Genomic DNA, 16,700 nt, shown 5'->3' with positions numbered 1-16,700 from the left:
TAAGTGATCGGCGTCCGAAATCCGGCCGTGATTGTCGTCGCCACCGAGGACTTCGAAGTGTACCACGGCGTGGTCAACGAGCTGCGCGACCGCGGCGTCGAGTTCACGACTATCGAACCGGGCGACGAGTGGTCAGAAGGGGCGGACGTCGCGGTCATCGCGGCGGGGGAGTCGGTCGAAATCCCCCACGGTGTGGATGTCGTACAGGCGGACCCGGACGCGCCGCGGCGGGCCGTCGAAGCCGTTATTTCGACACTCCGCGGTGGCGACGGTCGCACCGTCATCGGTATCGACCCCGGCGAGCGACCGGGCGTCGCGATTCTCCACGGCGACATGGTCGTCGCAGCGTTTCAGGTGCCCGCGGCTGAGGCCGGCGAAATCGTCCGCGAGGAGGTCGAAGACGCTGTCAATCCAGTCGTTCGCATCGGCGACGGCGCGCGGCTCGTCGGCGCGCGCATCATCGATGACATCCAGTCCGTGCCGGTGGAGCTGGTTGACGAAACGGGGACGACGCCGTACCTCGGCTCCGGGGCGCGCGGGATGGGCGACGTGCTGGCCGCGGTCAACATCGCCCGCCTCGACGGCGAGGAAATCGAGAGCCGAACCATCGAGCCCACGGCCGGGGAACTCCAGAAGATCAAGGACCGCTCGCGGGAGGAAAGCGACACGAACCGGGCCATCAGCGAGGACCTCGCCCGGCAGGTCGCGACCGGCGCGCTCACCGTCGAGGAGGCGCTGGCCGAACACGACAGCGATAGCCCGGCCGGCGGGAGCGAGGCGAAAAGCGGTGAGGAAGCGGCCCATTCAGAAGACGAAACAGCCAACGAGAGCGGTTAACGCGAAACCATCCGCTCGGCCCGTTGCATCACTTCACGAACGGGAAGGCCGGTCGCGTCCGCGACGGCCGCGGCGTCGTCGTACTCCGTGCTCACGTCGAACACCGTGCCGTCGGTGTCGCTTGCGATCTTGACCGTGACCTCGAACTCCTCGCCGTCGACGGAGACCACAACCGTCTCGTACTCCCGGTCGGCGACCCAGCGGTGGCCGGCCCCGGACTCGCGTACGCCGAGCGTCCCGGTCGCTTCAGCGAGGCGACGCGCGACCCGCTCAGCGTCTTCCGGTCTGCAGATGACTTTGACGATGTGGCCGGGCCGGGACTTCTTCATCGTCGTCGGCACTATCGACACGTCGCGTGCGCCGACCTCTGCAAGCGAGCGCTGGAGGTCGCCGAGCACCTCGGGCGGGACGTCGTCGACGTTCGTTTCGAGGACCGTGATTTCGTCGCGACGGAGCCGCCCCGCGCCGTCGCCGACCATCGCCCGCAGGACGTTGGGGCGGTCGTCGAGGTCCCACCCGCCAGCGCCGTAGCCCGACGCGTCGATGTCGAGCGACGGCAGCGACTCGGTGCCGTCCGCGACGTGGGCGAGAATCGCCGCGCCGGTCGGCGTCAGGAGTTCCCTGTCGATAGGGCCGCCTTGCAGCGACCAGTCGGCCCGCTCGGCGATCTCGACTACCGCGGGAGTCGGGACCGGGTAGGTGCCATGGCTCATCTCCACGCTCCCGCCGCCCGTCGCCAGCGGCGTCGTCACGACCCGCTCGGCGTCGAGGTCATCGAGCAGGAGGCAAGCCCCGACGATGTCGGCGATGGCGTCGTCGGCCCCGACCTCGTGGAAGTGCGTGTCGTCGAGGTCCGTCCCGTGGACCGACGCCTCGGCCTCGCCGAGTATCTCGAATATCGCCAGCGCGTCCGTTCTGACGGCCTTCGGGAGGTCCATCTCCTCGACGAGTTCGACGACCTCGGCGTACGTTCGGCTCGGGCCGTGGCCCTCAGCGGGGGTGTGGTCGTGGCCGTCGTCGTGCGTGTGTTCGTGAGAATGGCTGTGCGGGTGGTCGTGGCCATCGCCGTGCGTGTGTTCGTGTGAATGCCCGGCGTCGCCTCCGGAGTTGTCGTGAGACTCGTCGCTATCGGTCTCGGCGTCGGTCAGCAGTACCTCGACGCGCGTGGCGGCGATGCCGCATCGGTCCACTTCGGAGACGGCGTACTCGATAGCGAGTGCGTCCTCGACCGGTGACAGGGCTTCGCGGTCGGCCCCGGCAGCCAGTAGCGCCCCCAGAAGCATATCGCCGGCTGCGCCCATCCGGCCGTCGAAAGCGAGTGTTCGCATACACGGGGCGTCGCGCCCCGCGAGTAAAAGCCCTCATACTACGATTCCACCCAGCGTGTCAGGTCGCTGGACCGCTCAGGTCCGTCGGACGATATGGACGTCGTAGGCCTCGCCGTCCGTGACCTCGCCGATAGGGACGACGATGTCCTCCGTGTCGTCGCTGCCGAGGAACACGACGCTGGCGTCGACGTCGCGGGCAGTCTGTCTGATCGTCGTCGACAGTTCGCTGGTGGAGTGGGCGCTCACGTCGTCGTACCGGAGTTCGGAGTCGTCGGTCGCCTCCTCGATTTTGCGCCGGAGGTCGTCCGCGGCAGTTTCGGCGGCGAAGTCCTCGGTCGGGTCGACGCGACGGCGTCGCTCGGCGTAGTCGGCCCCGGTCGGGATGAACGCGACGGCGACGACGTCCTCGCCGAGGGCCGCGGCGTAGGAAACAGCACGGTCGAGCGCGGCGTCTGCGAGCGGTGACCCGTCGAAGGGAACGAGAAATACCATACCGGCGCTATCGCGTCCAGCCTTATGAAACGCGGCGATGGCGGCAGCCTGTGTCACGGCAACCCAGACCGGTGGCTATTACCCCCTACTGTGCGGTGTGCTATTAGGTATCATATAAACCCGTCGCCCTGCGTCTTGGCCGCCGGTAGCATAAAGCATATCTCCGGGGCTACCCGAGTTCATTGTAAGCAGGCTCTACTATGAACGAAGTTCAATTGGAAGTGGCGAAGGCGTACCCGAACGACTCGGGACGCGGTATCGCCAGACTCGACCCCGATACGTTGTTGCATCTCAAGCTCTCCCCCGGAGACATCATCGAGATAGAGGGGAGCGACACGACCGCGGCCAAGGTGTGGCGGGCCGACCGGCAGGACTGGAACACTGACACTGTTCGCATCGACGGCTTCACGCGCCAGAATGCTGACGTGGGTATTGGTGAGCGCGTCACAATCCGGAAGGCCGAGGCCGAGAAGGCCGACAAGCTCGTTCTCGCGCCGCCCGAGGAAGCGTCGGTCCAGTTCGGCTCCGACGCCGCTGGCATGGTTAAGCGGCAGATATTGAAACGGCCGGTCGTCGAGCGCGACATCGTCCCGGTGATGTCCTCGACGAACCACCCGTTCATGCGCTCGCCCGGACAGGCCATCCCGCTCATCGCCGTCGAGACCGAGCCCGAGGGCGTCTGTCTCATCACCGAAGACACCGAGGTGGAACTCCGCGAGGAACCGATCTCCGGCTTCGAGAAGACCGGCGGTGGCATCACCTACGAGGACATCGGCGGCCTGCAAAACGAGATCCAGCGGGTGCGAGAGATGGTCGAATTGCCGATGAAACACCCCCAGATCTTCAAGAAGCTCGGCATCGAGCCGCCACAGGGGGTCCTGTTGCATGGGCCGCCCGGAACCGGGAAGACGCTGCTTGCGAAGGCCGTCGCCAATGAAACCTCTGCCAGTTTCTTCTCTATCGCCGGCCCCGAGATAATCTCGAAGTACTACGGGGAAAGCGAACAGCAGTTACGCGAGATATTCGAGGACGCGAGCGAGGAATCGCCCTCGATCATCTTCATCGACGAGCTGGACTCCATCGCGCCCAAGCGTGAGGACGTGACCGGCGAGGTCGAGCGCCGGGTCGTCGCCCAGCTGCTGACGATGATGGACGGCCTCGAATCGCGGGGGCAGGTCATCGTCATCGCCGCGACGAACCGCGTCGACAGCGTGGACCCGGCGCTGCGTCGCCCGGGCCGCTTCGACCGCGAGATCGAGATCGGCGTCCCGGACGAAGTCGGTCGCGAGGAGATCCTCCAGATTCACACCCGCGGCATGCCACTGTCCGATGACGTGAATCTGGCGAAGCTGGCGACGGACACGCACGGCTTCGTCGGAGCCGACATCGAGAGTCTCACGAAGGAGGCCGCGATGAAGGCGCTCCGGCGCTACCTTCCCGAGATCGATCTGGACGAGGAGGACATCCCGCCGAGCCTCATCGACCGGATGATCATCAAGCGGGACGACTTCAAGGGCGCACTCAACGAGGTGAGTCCGTCGGCGATGCGGGAGGTGCTGGTCGAGCTCCCGAAGATGTCCTGGGACAACGTCGGCGGCCTCAGCGGCCCCAAAGAGCAGGTCCAGGAGGCCGTCGAGTGGCCGATGAACTCCCCGGAGAAGTTCGAGCGCATGGGCGTGACGCCGCCCTCGGGGGTGTTGCTGTACGGCCCGCCCGGCACCGGAAAGACGCTCATGGCGAAAGCCGTCGCCAACGAGACCGACGCGAACTTTATCTCAGTCCGTGGCCCGCAACTGCTCTCGAAGTGGGTCGGCGAGAGCGAGAAGGCCATCCGGCAGACGTTCCGGAAGGCCCGCCAGGTCGCCCCGACCATCATCTTCTTCGACGAACTCGACTCGCTGGCACCGGGTCGGGGCGGCGAGATGGGATCGAACGTCTCCGAGCGCGTCGTCAATCAGCTCCTGACCGAACTCGACGGGCTCGAAGAGATGGAGGACGTGATGGTCATCGGCGCGACCAACCGGCCGGACATGATCGACCCGGCGCTCATCCGCTCGGGCCGGTTCGACCGCCTGGTGATGATCGGCGAGCCCGACGTCGAGGGCCGCGAGCAAATCCTGAAAATTCACACGGACGACACGCCGCTGTCGCCCGACGTGAGCCTGCGCGAACTGGCCGAAGTCAGCGACGGGTTCGTCGGGTCGGACCTCGAATCCATCGCCCGCGAAGCCGCCATCGAGGCGCTCCGCGAGGACGACGACGCGGAGGAAGTCGAGATGCGTCACTTCCGGCAGGCGATGGACAGCGTGCGGCCAACCATCACCGACGACATCCGGGAGTACTACGAGCAGATGGAAGAGGAGTTCAGAGGCGGTTCCAGTCCGCAGCGCCAGGCCGGGACCGGCGGCCGGATCGGCTTCCAGTAACTCCGGCGCTCACGGTTCCTGCTCCTCGCTGTGATTCGAGCGCGGTTTTTCGGTTTTGCTGTCCCCGATCAGCGATGCCCCTGCCGCCGGCCGCACAACACCTGTGGATAATTATTAGATAAACTATACAACCGGTGTTTGTTTCTCCTTTCGAAGCCCCCTTTCGGGTCCCAAGTGTATAGGGGATGATGTCGAACACTAACCGCGTTTACAGGCTAGCAAAGCGGCCCGAAGGGACTCCCGACCACGATACGTTCGAGCTTTCCGAGGAAGAGATCCCGGAACCGGGGCCTGGCGAGGTGCTCATCAAGACGCTGTACCTCTCTGTGGACCCGTATATGCGCGACCGGATGCGCGACAGCGAATCGTACGAGGAGCCGTGGGACGTGGGCGACGCGCTCCGCGGTGCAGTCGTCGGTGAGGTCGTCGAATCCAACGGTGCGCGGTTTGACGAGGGCGACGTCGTCACCGGCGAGCTAGAGTGGGCGGAGTACGCCACGGCACCCGGACCGGTACTGACAGAGGTCAATCCGGAACTCGCACCGATCTCGACGGCACTCGGCGTTCTGGGGATGCCGGGCCTGACAGCGTACTTCGGCACCCGAGACGTGGCACAGCCCTCGGCCGGCGACACGTTCGTCGTCACCGGGGCTGCCGGGGCCGTCGGCTCCGTGGCGGGTCAGCTCGCCAAGCTGCAGGGCGCACGCGTCGTCGGCTTCGCCGGCTCCGACGAGAAGGTCTCGTTCCTCGAAGACGAGCTGGGCTTCGACGAGGGGATCAACTACAAGACGACCGACGATTATCGGGCCGCGCTGGACGAGGTCGCGCCGGACGGCGTCGACGCCTACTTCGACAACGTCGGCGGACCGATTACCGACGCGGTGTTCACGCGACTCAACACCGACGCGCGCGTCGCCGTCTGCGGACAGATCTCGCTGTACAACAGCGAGGAAGTCCCGATGGGGCCGCGCAAGCTGACCCAGGTCATCCAGTCCCGGGCGACCGTCGAAGGGCTTCTCGTCTCCGACTTCGAGCCGCGGTTCGAGGAAGCGACGAAGCAGCTCGGTCAGTGGGTCGCCTCGGGCGACATCTCCTACCGAGAAACCGTCACCGAAGGCATCGAGAACGCGCCCGACGCGTTCCTCGGGCTGTTCGAGGGCGAGAACATCGGCAAGCAGCTCGTGCAGGTCGCCGAGCGATAGAAAAAGCGAGTATCCGGTTATAGTTCGCCGAGCTTACGGAGGAGTTGGCCGCGGTACTCCTCGTCGGCCTGGACGCCTTTCAGTTCGAGGACGTTGCGCTCTAGCTTGTCGAGCGCGACGTTGAACGCGGTTTCAGCGCCGTAGCCTTCGCCGGAGCCGGCCGCCTGGCCCTTGTTGGTCCGCAGGCGGATCTGACACTGGATGAGCGGCGTGCCACGGAGTTTCTCCTTGTGCTCGTGGAACCGGACGTGGGCGTGCTGGACCTGCATCGCCCCGTACTTGTCCGCGACCGCCTCGATGTCGGCCCGGATGTCCGCGCGGGAGATGGTGTCCAGCAGTTTGATGTTCGTAATCTGAACGTCCATGTGTTCCTCCTCGGTGTAGGTCAGCGCGCGGAGCACGTCGGTTTTCGTGAGGATGCCGGCGACGTGGGTGTCATCGTCTTCCGGCGTGACGACGAGCCCGGCGAAGTCGTTTTCGAGCATCCGCGCGACGGCGTCCTCGACGGAGTCGCCGAGCTTCGCCGTCTCTACCGGACTGCTCATCACGTCGTAGACGGGCATGTCGAGCACGCGCTCGATCTCGCCGGAGCGGTCGCCCCGCGTCGTCTTGTTCATGTCCCGGACGACGACGTCGACGATGTCGTGGCGCGTGACCATTCCGGTCAGGCCGTCGTCGTCACCGAGCACCGGCAGCCGGGAGATGCCGTGTTTCCGGAGGAGATTCACGACTTGCCCGACGTTGGTGTCTTCGGACACCGTGATGACATCTCGCGTGTAGATGTCCTCGACGCTCAGCGCGTCGAGGTTGTCGAGAACCGCGTCGAGGATATCGTCTTCGGTGACGATACCCCAGAGCTCGTCCGCCTCGAACACCGGCGCGAGCTTGACTCCACCCTCGACCAAGACGCGCGCGACCTCGCGCACGTCGTCGGTGCGCTCGACTTTCGGTGCCGAGCGCGTCATCGCCCCCGCTTTCGCGTTGTCCTCGACGTGGGACTGGACCAGCTGTTTCTGCGTGATAACGCCAGCGTAGTCACCGTCTTCCGTGACGATAATGCCCTTAGGGTTCTCGCGTTCGAAGATAGACCGGACTTTCCCCAGGCGCTTGTTGGCGTCAACCTCGACAAACTCTCTGGTGGCGATATCAGCAATATCCATCGTTCTTCACAGTTCGTAGATTCGACGTGTGGGGTTATCAAGGTTGGTTTAGTCCCCGGAAACCGAGAGACGAACTAAGCTTTAGGCCCTTGGGTCTAAGGTCAGTGTATGCTGCCCGACATCGGCGTCTTCGGTCCCTACACCTATCTGGCCACAGAGGTGGTCTGGGGGAGTATTGCCCTCGTGCTGCTCTGGCGTGCGAACGCCCTCCGGATGGCGGCCAAGACCATCGTCGTGCTCTATCCGATTGCCTACGTCTGGGACTGGTACACCCTCACCGTCGGTGTCTTCGCGATCAAACTCCGGACCGGTGTCGACCTGCTCGGGATTCCCATCGAAGAGCACATCTTCATGATCGTGGTTCCCGCACTCATTCTCGGCATCCACGAGAACCTCCACGGTCTTTCGTCCGGGTCAAACGCCGAATAGTCAGTAATCGAATACTGGTTTCAGTTGTTAACTACTCCTGCGTTAGCGTTACAACTGGAAGTAGACCTCCTCACAGGAAATGGTGATTTCGTGCGTATCAGGGTCTGAAGACACAATCTGTCCTATGCAGACATCTCTCACAGTACCTATATGTGTCAGCCGGGAGTGCTGTCTGATAGCTATGAGTGATACTATCCCGACACCTCACATCGAGCTGTACGTTCGGTCGATGCTGCCCGACGGCGCACACGAACGACAGGAGGCGGTCATCGACCGTCTCCAGACGCTCGACGAGAACGACCACATCGACGGGTTCAACGTCATCGTTTGGGGCAAGCAGATCGCACCCCAGTCGGCCGCCGCACGGACGGAGGAAGGCACGTACATCCTGAACCGCGTCGCCGAGTTCAAGCAGTGGGCGCTGACCAACAACGTCTCGCTGGACTCCTTCTATCAGGACACGACCGTTGACTCAGAAGTGGCGGAATCGGCGTACGACACCATGGCGCTACCAGTCATGGGGCTGGCTGAGTACGACGGCAACGAACTCGTCCACGTCGCACCCTGTACGAAAGGCGATGTCGTCCACACGATTATGGACCGGCTCGAACGCCTCGAAGCGGGCCAGCCACCCGCCCTCGATCAGGAGCGCGGCGGCGTGAGCGTCGTCTAACGAGGGATCGGTTACGAGGACCGGACCGTTTCGATATACGACGTGAACTCGTCTGTCGCCGACAGCACTTCGAGCACTTCGTCCGGGTCTCCGGCCAGTTCGTACCCAGGCCGTCCTTTCCCCGTCGGTGACTCCGTCTGTTCGGTTCGTAACAGCCCCTTGTCGGCGAGTTGGCCCAGCGCCGAGATGACCTTCTGGCGCTCGACGCCGCCGAACGGCTGTCGGTCGATATCTGCGAGATGCGCCTTCGCCGTCTGGGTCACATGATAGGAGTGGGCCGGCGTTTCGCCAACCGTTTCGAGTTCTGCAACCGCCAGTAGCACGAATTGTTCGAACGCATCCGCCGACTGGACCTGATCTCTCATATAGATGACTCTAAACCGGTTGGGGCAAGAAACTATGGGACGACTCTGTCAGTCCGGTGGTCTCATCCCGACTCTGTTGAAACACACATCCGTCGGAATCACTTACTCGACGATAGTAGAGACAGACGACGAACGCGACTCGCTACGCTCGTCGGTTACGTCGTCAGAAATGGGTTCGGGCGGATTGTGAACCAGAGAAAGACTCACTTCGTTCGTCTTTCAGGGTTCAAATCCGCACTCACGCGTAGATTCGTCGCTCGCGGTTTGCTTGCGACAGAAGTAGTGGGTTCGGGCGGATTTGAACCGCCGGCCTCCTCCATGTCAAGGAGGTGTCATAACCGACCTAGACCACGAACCCTCACTGCGAGGTACACCACATTGTTTCCGGTGGGTGTAATTGAAGGTTTCGGATTCCGTATCGCCACGTTGTCTGTTGATTGCCCACACAGATACGGCAGCGAGTCGGGGTCCCGATAGGCTTAAGTCAATGTACGGATTTGTACATCACAACACGAAAAAGTCCATTGGTGAATACAATGAAAGAGTATATTGAACGCGTCACTGACGGTGACGACCTGACACAGGACGAGGCCCGAGCCGTTGCGACGACTGTCTTCGAGGATGCGACAGAGGCACAGATCGGTGCGCTCCTGACGGCACTGCGGGCGAAGGGGGAGACGGAGGCCGAGATCGCCGGCTTCGCCGAGGGGATGCGTGACGCCGCACGGACCATTCGACCGGACCGCGAGGGGCTTGTCGACACCTGCGGGACCGGCGGCGACGACTACAACACGATCAACGTCTCGACAACGAGCGCCATCGTCGCTGCCGGGGCTGGCGTCCCCATCGCCAAACACGGCAACTACTCTGTTTCTTCATCTTCGGGGAGTGCCGATGTGCTCGAAGAAGTCGGCGTCGACATCGAGGCCGAACCGCCGGCCGTCGAGGAGACTATCGAACGAGACGGCATCGGTTTCATGCTCGCTCCCGTGTTCCACCCGGCCATGAAGGCCGTCATCGGCCCGCGCCAGGAACTCGGGATGCGGACAGTCTTCAATATTCTCGGCCCGCTGACGAACCCCGCTGACGCGGACGCGCAGGTGCTTGGTGTCTACGACCCGGACCTCGTGCCCGTGATGGCAGAGGCGCTGGCCCGACTGGACGTCGAACGAGCGCTGGTTGTCCACGGTGACGGCCTCGACGAGATCGCCATCCACGGCGAGACGGCTGTCGCGGAGGTCACCGGCGACCGGATCGAGGAGTACACCATCACTCCGGAGGATATAGGGCTTGAAATGCACGACATCGAGACCATCTCCGGGGGATCACCCGAGGAGAACGCCGCCGACCTCCGTGGCATCGTCACTGGCGACGTGACCGGTGCAAAGCGGGATATCATTCTCGCGAACGCCGGCGCGGCCATCTACGTCGCCGGCGTCGCCGACACGCACGAAGCGGGGGTCGAACAGGCCCGACAGGCCATTGAATCGGGCGCGGCGGCCGACAAACTCGACGACCTGATTGGGGCATGACGCGCGTGAAGATCTGTGGCGTGACGGACAACAAGGACCGCGACGCCGTTATCGCGGCTGGCGCTGATGCGGTCGGCGTCATCCACGGCGTCCCGGTCGACACGCCCCGAGAGGTCGACGAGAAGACAGCCACGACGCTCGTCGATGGCGTCCCGCCGTTCGTGACGAGCGTGCTGGTGACGATGCCGACGACGGTTCAGGAGGCCGTCAGGCGCATCGACAGGGTCGAACCCGACGCAGTGCAGGTCCACGACGGCCTCTCACCGGCCGAGCTCGGGGCTCTCGCCAGCCGAATCACTCAGGACATCGTCTCCGTGGTCGAGGCAGACGCGCCGGCCATCGAAGACTACGCCGACCACGCCGACGCCCTGCTCGTCGATTCGGTCGACGCCGACGGCGGCGGTGGCACGGGCGAGACACACGACTGGGAGCGCACGCGCGACCTCGTCGACTCGCTGGACGTCCCCGTCGTGCTGGCCGGCGGATTGACTCCCGAGAACGTGGCCGAGGCTGTCGAAGCGGTCGACCCGTTCGCCGTCGACGTGGCGAGCGGCGTCGAGTCCTCGGGCGGCACGAAAGACCACGACGCCGTCGAGCGGTTCGTCCGGAACGCCACGCGAGCGTCGGAGGGTACGGTATGACCCTCGACATCTCCCGCGAGGAGTTCGTCGAACACGCCAAGGCCGACCGCCCGGTCGTCGTCAGGGCGGCCGCGGAACTGGACGTCGACGTGGAACCGCTGACCGCGTACGCGGCCCTGACCGGCCGCACGAGCGACGTGGCCGCAAACGACTACACGTTCCTGCTCGAAAGCGCCGAGAAGGTCGCCTCCAGCGACCCCGACGGCGCGTTCGCGCCGGAGACCGACGACCGCCACGCCCGCTTCTCTTTCGTCGGCTACGACCCGCGCGCCGTCGTCACTGTGACCGGCGACGACAGCGAGGTCGAGGCGTTCGACGACCGCTACGCCGACCTCGTGACGACCGACGGCGGCGACGTGGTCGACGACCTCCGGGCGGCGATGCCCGACGTGGCGTTGCGGAACTTCCCGGATATGGACCGGCAGCACCTCGAAGGCGGCCTCGTCGGCTTCCTCTCGTACGACGCAGTCTACGACCTCTGGCTTGACGAAGTCGGGCTGGACCGGCCCGACTCGCGGTTCCCGGACGCCCAGTTCGTCCTCACGACGTCGACGGTCCGCTTCGACCACGTCGAGGACACTGTCTCGCTCGTGTTCACACCCGTTGTCAGGCAGGGCGAGGACGCCGGTGACCGCTACGACGAACTGGTCGCCGAGGCCGAGCGCGTCGAGGGCGTCCTCTCGAACTTGTCGCCGCTTTCGACTGGCGGCTTCCGCCGTGAGGACGAAGTCGCCGGCCCCAGAGACGAGTACGAGGACGCCGTCGAGCGCGCCAAGGAGTACGTCCTCTCGGGCGACATCTACCAGGGCGTCATCTCGCGGACCCGCGAGCTGTACGGCGAGGTCGACCCGCTCGGGTTCTACGAGTCGCTCCGGGCAGTGAACCCGTCGCCATACATGTACCTGCTCGGCTACGACGACCTGACTATCGTCGGCGCGAGCCCGGAGACGCTCGTTTCCGTCGCCGGCGACCACGTCGTCTCGAACCCCATCGCGGGGACGTGCCCGCGCGGGAACTCCCCCGTCGAGGACCGCCGCCTCGCCGGCGAGATGCTCGCCGACGGCAAGGAGCGGGCCGAGCACACGATGCTCGTCGACCTCGCGCGCAACGACGTGCGCCGCGTCTCCGAGGCCGGCAGCGTCCGAGTCCCCGAGTTCATGAACGTCCTCAAGTACAGCCACGTCCAGCATATCGAGTCCACCGTGACGGGTCGCCTAGCCGAAGACAAAGACGCCTTCGACGCCGCCCGCGCGACATTCCCGGCGGGGACCCTCTCCGGTGCACCGAAGATCCGCGCCATGGAGATTATCGACGAACTCGAACGCTCGCCCCGTGGCCCCTACGGCGGCGGCGTCGGTTACTTCGACTGGGACGGCGACACCGACTTCGCTATCGTCATCCGCTCGGCGACGGTTGAGGACGAGGGTGACCGGGACCGCATCACCGTGCAGGCCGGGGCCGGCATCGTCGCGGACTCGGACCCGGAAAGCGAGTACGTCGAGACTGAGCAGAAGATGGACGGCGTGTTGACCGCGCTTGAGGAAATCGAAGGGGAACCGGTCGACGTAGCAGAGCGCGCTGCAGGCCACGAGGAGGTGACCCGATGAGCACAGCACAGCCCGCTGGTGCGGACGCCGTCAGGGACGACCTCCGGGTGCTATTCGTCGATAACTTCGACTCGTTCACGTACAACCTCGTCGAGTACGTCTCCGAGCACGCCGAGACTGAAGTCGTCCGGAACACGGCATCACTCGACGATGTCGAGGTGTTCGACCCCGACGCGATTATCCTTTCGCCGGGCCCGGGCCATCCGAAGAACGAACGCGATGTCGGGGTCACGCTGGATGTCCTCCGTGAGGTCAGTCCTGACGTGCCGACACTCGGTGTCTGTCTCGGCCTCGAATCGGCGGTGTACGCCTACGGCGGCACCATCGGTCGCGCGCCGGAGCCGATTCACGGCAAGGCGTTCCCCATCGACCACGACGAGCAGGGCGTCTTCGAGGGACTGGAACAGGGGTTCCAGGGCGGGCGCTATCACTCGCTCATTGCAGAGGACGTTCCCGAGGAGTTCGTCGTCAGCGCGACGACGGAGACCGAGGACGGCACGGAACTGGTGATGGGTGTCCGCCACCGCGAGCACCCCATCGAAGCTGTTCAGTTCCATCCGGAGTCAGTCCTGACTGCGGTCGGTCACGACGTGATCCGGAACTTCCTTGCTGGGCTCTAGATGACCTGAAAGCCCAGCATTCCGAGTATCCAGAGGACGGCGACGGCGATGATCGCGATGATGATGAGCCGCCACGCCACCTTCATCACGAGCCGACCGACCAGTAGCACCACGGCGATAGCCAGCAAGCCGACGAGTATTGCTGGCAGTGACGGAAGCGATCCAAGCTGGAGGAGTGGTAACATATTATAGAGAGGAATGCCCACGGGGAAATACTTCGTGGCTCTCTTGTGGCTCTCCGGTTCTCTGTGTTCGTTCTGGCGGACTAACTACCGCAGTCACGCCGCCAAAGATTCAAACCATCAGGTATGCTACATCCTGACATGAGCGTAGCCGGACTGTGTGAAATCTGTGAGCGCCCCGACGTGGACCACACCTGCGATAGATGCGGGCGACTCGTCTGTGACCGCCACTGGGACGAGGACACCGGGATGTGTGTCGAGTGCGGTGCGGAGGTCGGCCAGCCGAGCGACCGGATGTCGCCGGAGGATATGCCCGACGGCGTGGACACGTACCGGTTTTGATTAGCGGAACTGATTCAGTCGCTGTTTGAGCTGTTTCGCGGACTGTCCGGCGGCCTTGAAGAACGCGTCACCGGAGTCGTCGCGCCGCGTGTCGGCGTCCTCGCCGGCGAAGATGATGCCCCGCGAGGAGTTGACGAGGCCGACGCCGTCGGCGAGACCGTGCTCGACGGCCGCTTCGGCGTCGCCACCCTGCGCGCCGACGCCGGGGACGAGGAACGGAATGTCCGGAACTAATTCGCGGATTTCTTCGAGTTCGTCGGGGTTGGTCGCGCCGACGACGAGTCCGACGTTCCCGTTCCCGTTCCAGAGGTCCGCGAGGTGGACCACGCGCTCGTAGAGCTTCTCGCCGGAGGCCAGTTCGAGGTCCTGGAGGTCCTCGCCGCCGGGGTTGGACGTGCGCCCCAGCACGAACACGCCCTTGTCCGCGCGCTGGAGAAACGGCTCCAACGAGTCCCGGCCGAGGAACGGGTTGACCGTGATGGCGTCGGCCGCAGGCCCTTCCTCGTCGTCGAGAATCCGGGCGTACTGCCGCGCCGTGTTGCCGATATCGCCCCGCTTTGCGTCGAGCAGCACGGGCACGTCCTTCCCGTGTGCGTAGGCGATGGTCTCTTCGAGGGCGCGCCAGCCGTCGGGGTCCTCGTAGAAGGCGGCGTTCGGCTTGTAGCAGGCGGCGTGTTCGTGGGTCGCATCGATGATGCGGCGGTTGAACTGCCAGCGCGGGAGGTCGGCGTCCAGCACGCTGTCGGGGAGGCGGTCGGGGTCCGGGTCGAGGCCGACCGACACCACGCTGTCGGCGGTCGCGATTCGGTCCGCGAGACGGTCGAAGAAGTGCATAGATACCGCGGCGGCTGGCAGCGATACAAGCGTTTCCTTCTCGCGTCGTGCCCGCTTCGATGGAATCAGATTTGATATTCTCCCCCGTGTCTATTTCACAACGCAGGTAGAAGCCCGCTCATGGACCGTTTCATGGATATCGGCCATGTGGCCGAGACCCTCCCAGACCTGAGCGAAGCCCTGGACGACCCGCGGCTGCGGCAGTTCGGACTCGTCGGTGGTGTCCTGCTCGTGGCCGTCGGCGCGCTGTTGTCGCTCGCGCCCGCGTCCGGACAGTGGCTGTTCTGGTCGTACGCTGTCGCGGCAACGCTGGTGTTTATCGGCGTTCCGCTGTTGTGTCTCGGCCTCGCCGCTCCCGACCCGGAGCCCGGGTCGCTGTTCCATCTCGGCATCGAACTAACGACGACACAGCGCCGGGCCGTCGCGCTGGGATCGCTCTGTATCACCGCGACACCGATTGTCATCGCCGTCGGAACGCCGCTCGGCCTCCCGACGCTGGTGCTTGCTATCGCTGCCGCGACAGCGATACTCGGTTCCGTACTCGTCCTCACTGGCTTCGTCGCGTGGACGTCCGCGGCTATTGCCGAGCCGAGTCGTCACTGATACTGTTGGCTGTAACTATTTTAAGATATTCGCCACCCCGGGTGGCGAAATTCTTTACAGACGTACAGCCGACAGTATGAGTACAGGTATTTCAGTCGGAGTCGCAGCCAACCGTTTCTTTCTCCGGAAAACCCTCCTACCCCGAGAGGGACTGCTCCAGCACGTCGACCGCGGCTTTCACTGCCGCGCCGCTGTGAACGACGATGGTTGTCCCGTCGACGGTGAGATCATCACGATCCGGCACGGTCGCGGGCTCTCGCTCCAAGACCAACCAAGCCGTCTCCGGCGTTACCTCGACGATTGCCACTTCGGCGTCGTCGGCCGTCACGCGGTAGGCGAAGGCCCCGTCCGGCGTCGGGTCCACGTCCCTATCGGCATCGACGACGGACACGTCGGCAAGCGGCCCGCGCTGGAGGCCGGTCAGTTCCGAGGCGAGCAACTGTCCGATCCGTCGGCCGTCAGCAATCCTGTCTTTGACCATTAGAGCTCCTCCCGAACGTCGGCAGCGATGGCTTCGACGTCGACACCCTCACTCCGCGCGTACACCACGGCCGCGGCCTCGAGCGTGACACCGATGTCGGACTGGAGCGCGTTGATGCCGGCGACAGCGGTCTGTTTCTCGATGCCGGCCTCGACGACCGCATCGAGCACCCGCTCGAACGTCGACCGCGACTGCAGGATTTCCTCACCCGGCGTGAACCCGTCCGGAATCGTGGTGTGTGTCGCGTCGAAAGCGACGACGAGGTCGTCCTCGTCCCGTTCGACCAGCCCCTCGCTCGCGGCCACGTCCACCAGCGTCTTAGCCTGGTCGGGCGAGAACCAGTTCCGGTCCAGCGAGAGCGCGACGACGAACTCGCTTTCCGCCATCCGGTCGGTTCCACGCTGGCGGAACGGTGCGGCGACGGCCGTCTTCAGACTCATCGTCAGAGCAACCGGTCGGCGCGGGGGTAACGATTACGATGGCGAGTCGGCATCGAACGGTTCAAGTAGCCGCTGGGTCTTCCTTCCCGTATGAAAGACCAGGGACGCTCCCCTCGCAAGCGGACAGGCGGCCGCCGACGACCGAACCACAAGAAGAAGAAACACGAGCTCGGCAAGGACACCGTCGAGACGCAGGTCGGCGAGCAGCGACTGAAGACCGTCGACTCCCGCGGTAACACCCAGAAGGTCCGTGCGGTCAAGACCGACGTTGCGAGCATCGCCGACGGCGCGGAAACCATCGAAGCGACCATCGAGAACGTCGTCGAGAACCCGTCGAACCCGAACTACGCCCGGCGAAACATCATCACGAAAGGCGCAATCCTCGACACTTCCGAGGGACAGGCCCGCGTGACCTCCCGCCCGGGGCAGCACGGTCAGGTCAACGCCGTGCTGGTCGAGTAATCCGGCACGCAATCAGCTTTTTCGGCTGTTCACGGACTCGGAGC

The 16,700-nt window shown here is 64.6% G+C and carries 20 protein-coding genes and 1 tRNA gene; 12 read left to right on the top strand and 9 right to left on the bottom strand.

From position 1 onward, the window contains the following. Positions 1-27 precede the first annotated feature (27 nt). Positions 28-837 (top strand): hypothetical protein, encoded by an 810-nt coding sequence (locus HAH_RS10185; protein WP_014040844.1) that lies wholly within the window; start codon positions 28-30, stop codon positions 835-837. Here HAH_RS10185 and larC read toward each other — a convergent pair. Both larC and HAH_RS10175 read right to left on the bottom strand, forming a co-directional pair. Continuing rightward, positions 834-2,165, bottom strand: a complete 1,332-nt coding sequence (gene larC / locus HAH_RS10180) for a nickel pincer cofactor biosynthesis protein LarC (RefSeq protein WP_014040843.1) — start codon at positions 2,163-2,165, stop codon at positions 834-836. The two genes, HAH_RS10185 and larC, sit on opposite strands and share 4 nt — an antisense overlap. Before the next feature lie 75 nt (positions 2,166-2,240). Further along, entirely contained in the window at positions 2,241-2,657 is a 417-nt protein-coding gene (locus HAH_RS10175) for a universal stress protein (RefSeq protein WP_044951939.1), read from the bottom strand. 200 nt (positions 2,658-2,857) lie between these two features. Between HAH_RS10175 and HAH_RS10170 the strand changes: the two genes are divergently transcribed. Beyond that, positions 2,858-5,083 carry a CDC48 family AAA ATPase gene (locus HAH_RS10170; RefSeq protein ID WP_008311543.1) on the top strand — a complete coding sequence of 742 codons (2,226 nt, stop codon included), beginning with the start codon at positions 2,858-2,860 and terminating at the stop codon, positions 5,081-5,083. A 188-nt stretch (positions 5,084-5,271) separates the two neighbouring features. After that, positions 5,272-6,285 (top strand): NADP-dependent oxidoreductase, encoded by a 1,014-nt coding sequence (locus tag HAH_RS10165; protein WP_044951936.1) that lies wholly within the window; start codon positions 5,272-5,274, stop codon positions 6,283-6,285. 17 nt (positions 6,286-6,302) lie between these two features. Here the strand turns inward: HAH_RS10165 and HAH_RS10160 are convergent, their stop codons facing one another. Next, positions 6,303-7,445 (bottom strand): CBS domain-containing protein, encoded by a 1,143-nt coding sequence (locus tag HAH_RS10160; RefSeq protein ID WP_008311546.1) that lies wholly within the window; start codon positions 7,443-7,445, stop codon positions 6,303-6,305. Positions 7,446-7,553: 108 nt separating this feature from the next. Here HAH_RS10160 and HAH_RS10155 point away from each other — a divergent pair, with 108 nt between their 5' ends. Together HAH_RS10155 and HAH_RS10150 are read left to right on the top strand one after the other, a co-directional pair. Continuing rightward, a complete protein-coding gene (locus HAH_RS10155; RefSeq protein ID WP_014040839.1) occupies positions 7,554-7,874 on the top strand; it encodes a lycopene cyclase domain-containing protein in 321 nt (106 codons plus the stop codon). A gap of 181 nt (positions 7,875-8,055) precedes the next feature. Beyond that, entirely contained in the window at positions 8,056-8,547 is a 492-nt protein-coding gene (locus HAH_RS10150; protein WP_008311549.1) for an HTH domain-containing protein, read from the top strand. A gap of 11 nt (positions 8,548-8,558) precedes the next feature. Here HAH_RS10150 and HAH_RS10145 read toward each other — a convergent pair whose 3' ends face one another. Together HAH_RS10145 and HAH_RS10140 are read right to left on the bottom strand one after the other, a co-directional pair. After that, a complete protein-coding gene (locus tag HAH_RS10145; RefSeq protein WP_008311551.1) occupies positions 8,559-8,912 on the bottom strand; it encodes a Cdc6/Cdc18 family protein in 354 nt (117 codons plus the stop codon). A gap of 283 nt (positions 8,913-9,195) precedes the next feature. Then, positions 9,196-9,270, bottom strand: a tRNA-Val gene (locus HAH_RS10140). A gap of 178 nt (positions 9,271-9,448) precedes the next feature. Here HAH_RS10140 and trpD point away from each other — a divergent pair. From trpD to trpG, 4 genes are read left to right on the top strand one after another with little or no spacing between them, the layout of a single operon-like run. Continuing rightward, entirely contained in the window at positions 9,449-10,444 is a 996-nt protein-coding gene (gene trpD / locus HAH_RS10135; RefSeq protein WP_044952246.1) for an anthranilate phosphoribosyltransferase, read from the top strand. After that, complete coding sequence (locus HAH_RS10130; protein ID WP_014040836.1) at positions 10,441-11,085, top strand: phosphoribosylanthranilate isomerase; 645 nt, start codon at positions 10,441-10,443, stop codon at positions 11,083-11,085. Before trpD ends, HAH_RS10130 begins: the two co-directional genes overlap by 4 nt. Continuing rightward, entirely contained in the window at positions 11,082-12,692 is a 1,611-nt protein-coding gene (gene trpE, locus HAH_RS10125; RefSeq protein WP_014040835.1) for an anthranilate synthase component I, read from the top strand. The genes HAH_RS10130 and trpE overlap by 4 nt, the downstream gene beginning before the upstream one ends. Then, positions 12,689-13,312: an anthranilate synthase component II gene (gene trpG, locus HAH_RS10120; protein WP_014040834.1), complete on the top strand. Its 624-nt coding sequence runs from the start codon at positions 12,689-12,691 to the stop codon at positions 13,310-13,312. Before trpE ends, trpG begins: the two co-directional genes overlap by 4 nt. Here trpG and HAH_RS10115 read toward each other — a convergent pair. After that, entirely contained in the window at positions 13,309-13,497 is a 189-nt protein-coding gene (locus tag HAH_RS10115; RefSeq protein WP_014040833.1) for a hypothetical protein, read from the bottom strand. The genes trpG and HAH_RS10115 overlap by 4 nt on opposite strands. 138 nt (positions 13,498-13,635) lie before the next feature. Here HAH_RS10115 and HAH_RS10110 point away from each other — a divergent pair, with 138 nt between their 5' ends. Continuing rightward, the gene (locus HAH_RS10110) at positions 13,636-13,836 is read left to right on the top strand and encodes a hypothetical protein (protein ID WP_014040832.1); all 201 of its coding nucleotides are present in this window, start codon (positions 13,636-13,638) and stop codon (positions 13,834-13,836) included. Here HAH_RS10110 and pyrF read toward each other — a convergent pair whose 3' ends face one another. Next, the gene (pyrF, locus tag HAH_RS10105; protein WP_014040831.1) at positions 13,837-14,670 is read right to left on the bottom strand and encodes an orotidine-5'-phosphate decarboxylase; all 834 of its coding nucleotides are present in this window, start codon (positions 14,668-14,670) and stop codon (positions 13,837-13,839) included. A 120-nt stretch (positions 14,671-14,790) separates the two neighbouring features. Here pyrF and HAH_RS10100 point away from each other — a divergent pair, with 120 nt between their 5' ends. Then, positions 14,791-15,273: a hypothetical protein gene (locus HAH_RS10100; RefSeq protein ID WP_014040830.1), complete on the top strand. Its 483-nt coding sequence runs from the start codon at positions 14,791-14,793 to the stop codon at positions 15,271-15,273. Between the two features lie 136 nt (positions 15,274-15,409). Here the strand turns inward: HAH_RS10100 and HAH_RS10095 are convergent, their stop codons facing one another. Together HAH_RS10095 and HAH_RS10090 are read right to left on the bottom strand one after the other, a co-directional pair. Then, complete coding sequence (locus HAH_RS10095) at positions 15,410-15,754, bottom strand: hypothetical protein (protein WP_014040829.1); 345 nt, start codon at positions 15,752-15,754, stop codon at positions 15,410-15,412. Then, complete coding sequence (locus tag HAH_RS10090) at positions 15,754-16,194, bottom strand: DUF2240 family protein (protein ID WP_014040828.1); 441 nt, start codon at positions 16,192-16,194, stop codon at positions 15,754-15,756. The genes HAH_RS10095 and HAH_RS10090 overlap by 1 nt, the downstream gene beginning before the upstream one ends. Before the next feature lie 90 nt (positions 16,195-16,284). Between HAH_RS10090 and HAH_RS10085 the strand changes: the two genes are divergently transcribed. Continuing rightward, entirely contained in the window at positions 16,285-16,656 is a 372-nt protein-coding gene (locus tag HAH_RS10085) for a 30S ribosomal protein S8e (RefSeq protein WP_008311571.1), read from the top strand. Positions 16,657-16,700 lie beyond the last annotated feature (44 nt).

Origin of the sequence: Haloarcula hispanica ATCC 33960, assembly GCF_000223905.1 — an archaeon.
Lineage (GTDB): Archaea > Halobacteriota > Halobacteria > Halobacteriales > Haloarculaceae > Haloarcula > Haloarcula hispanica.
Note: the sequence above shows the minus strand (reverse complement) of the source record. Positions and strands in the feature narration are given on the sequence as shown.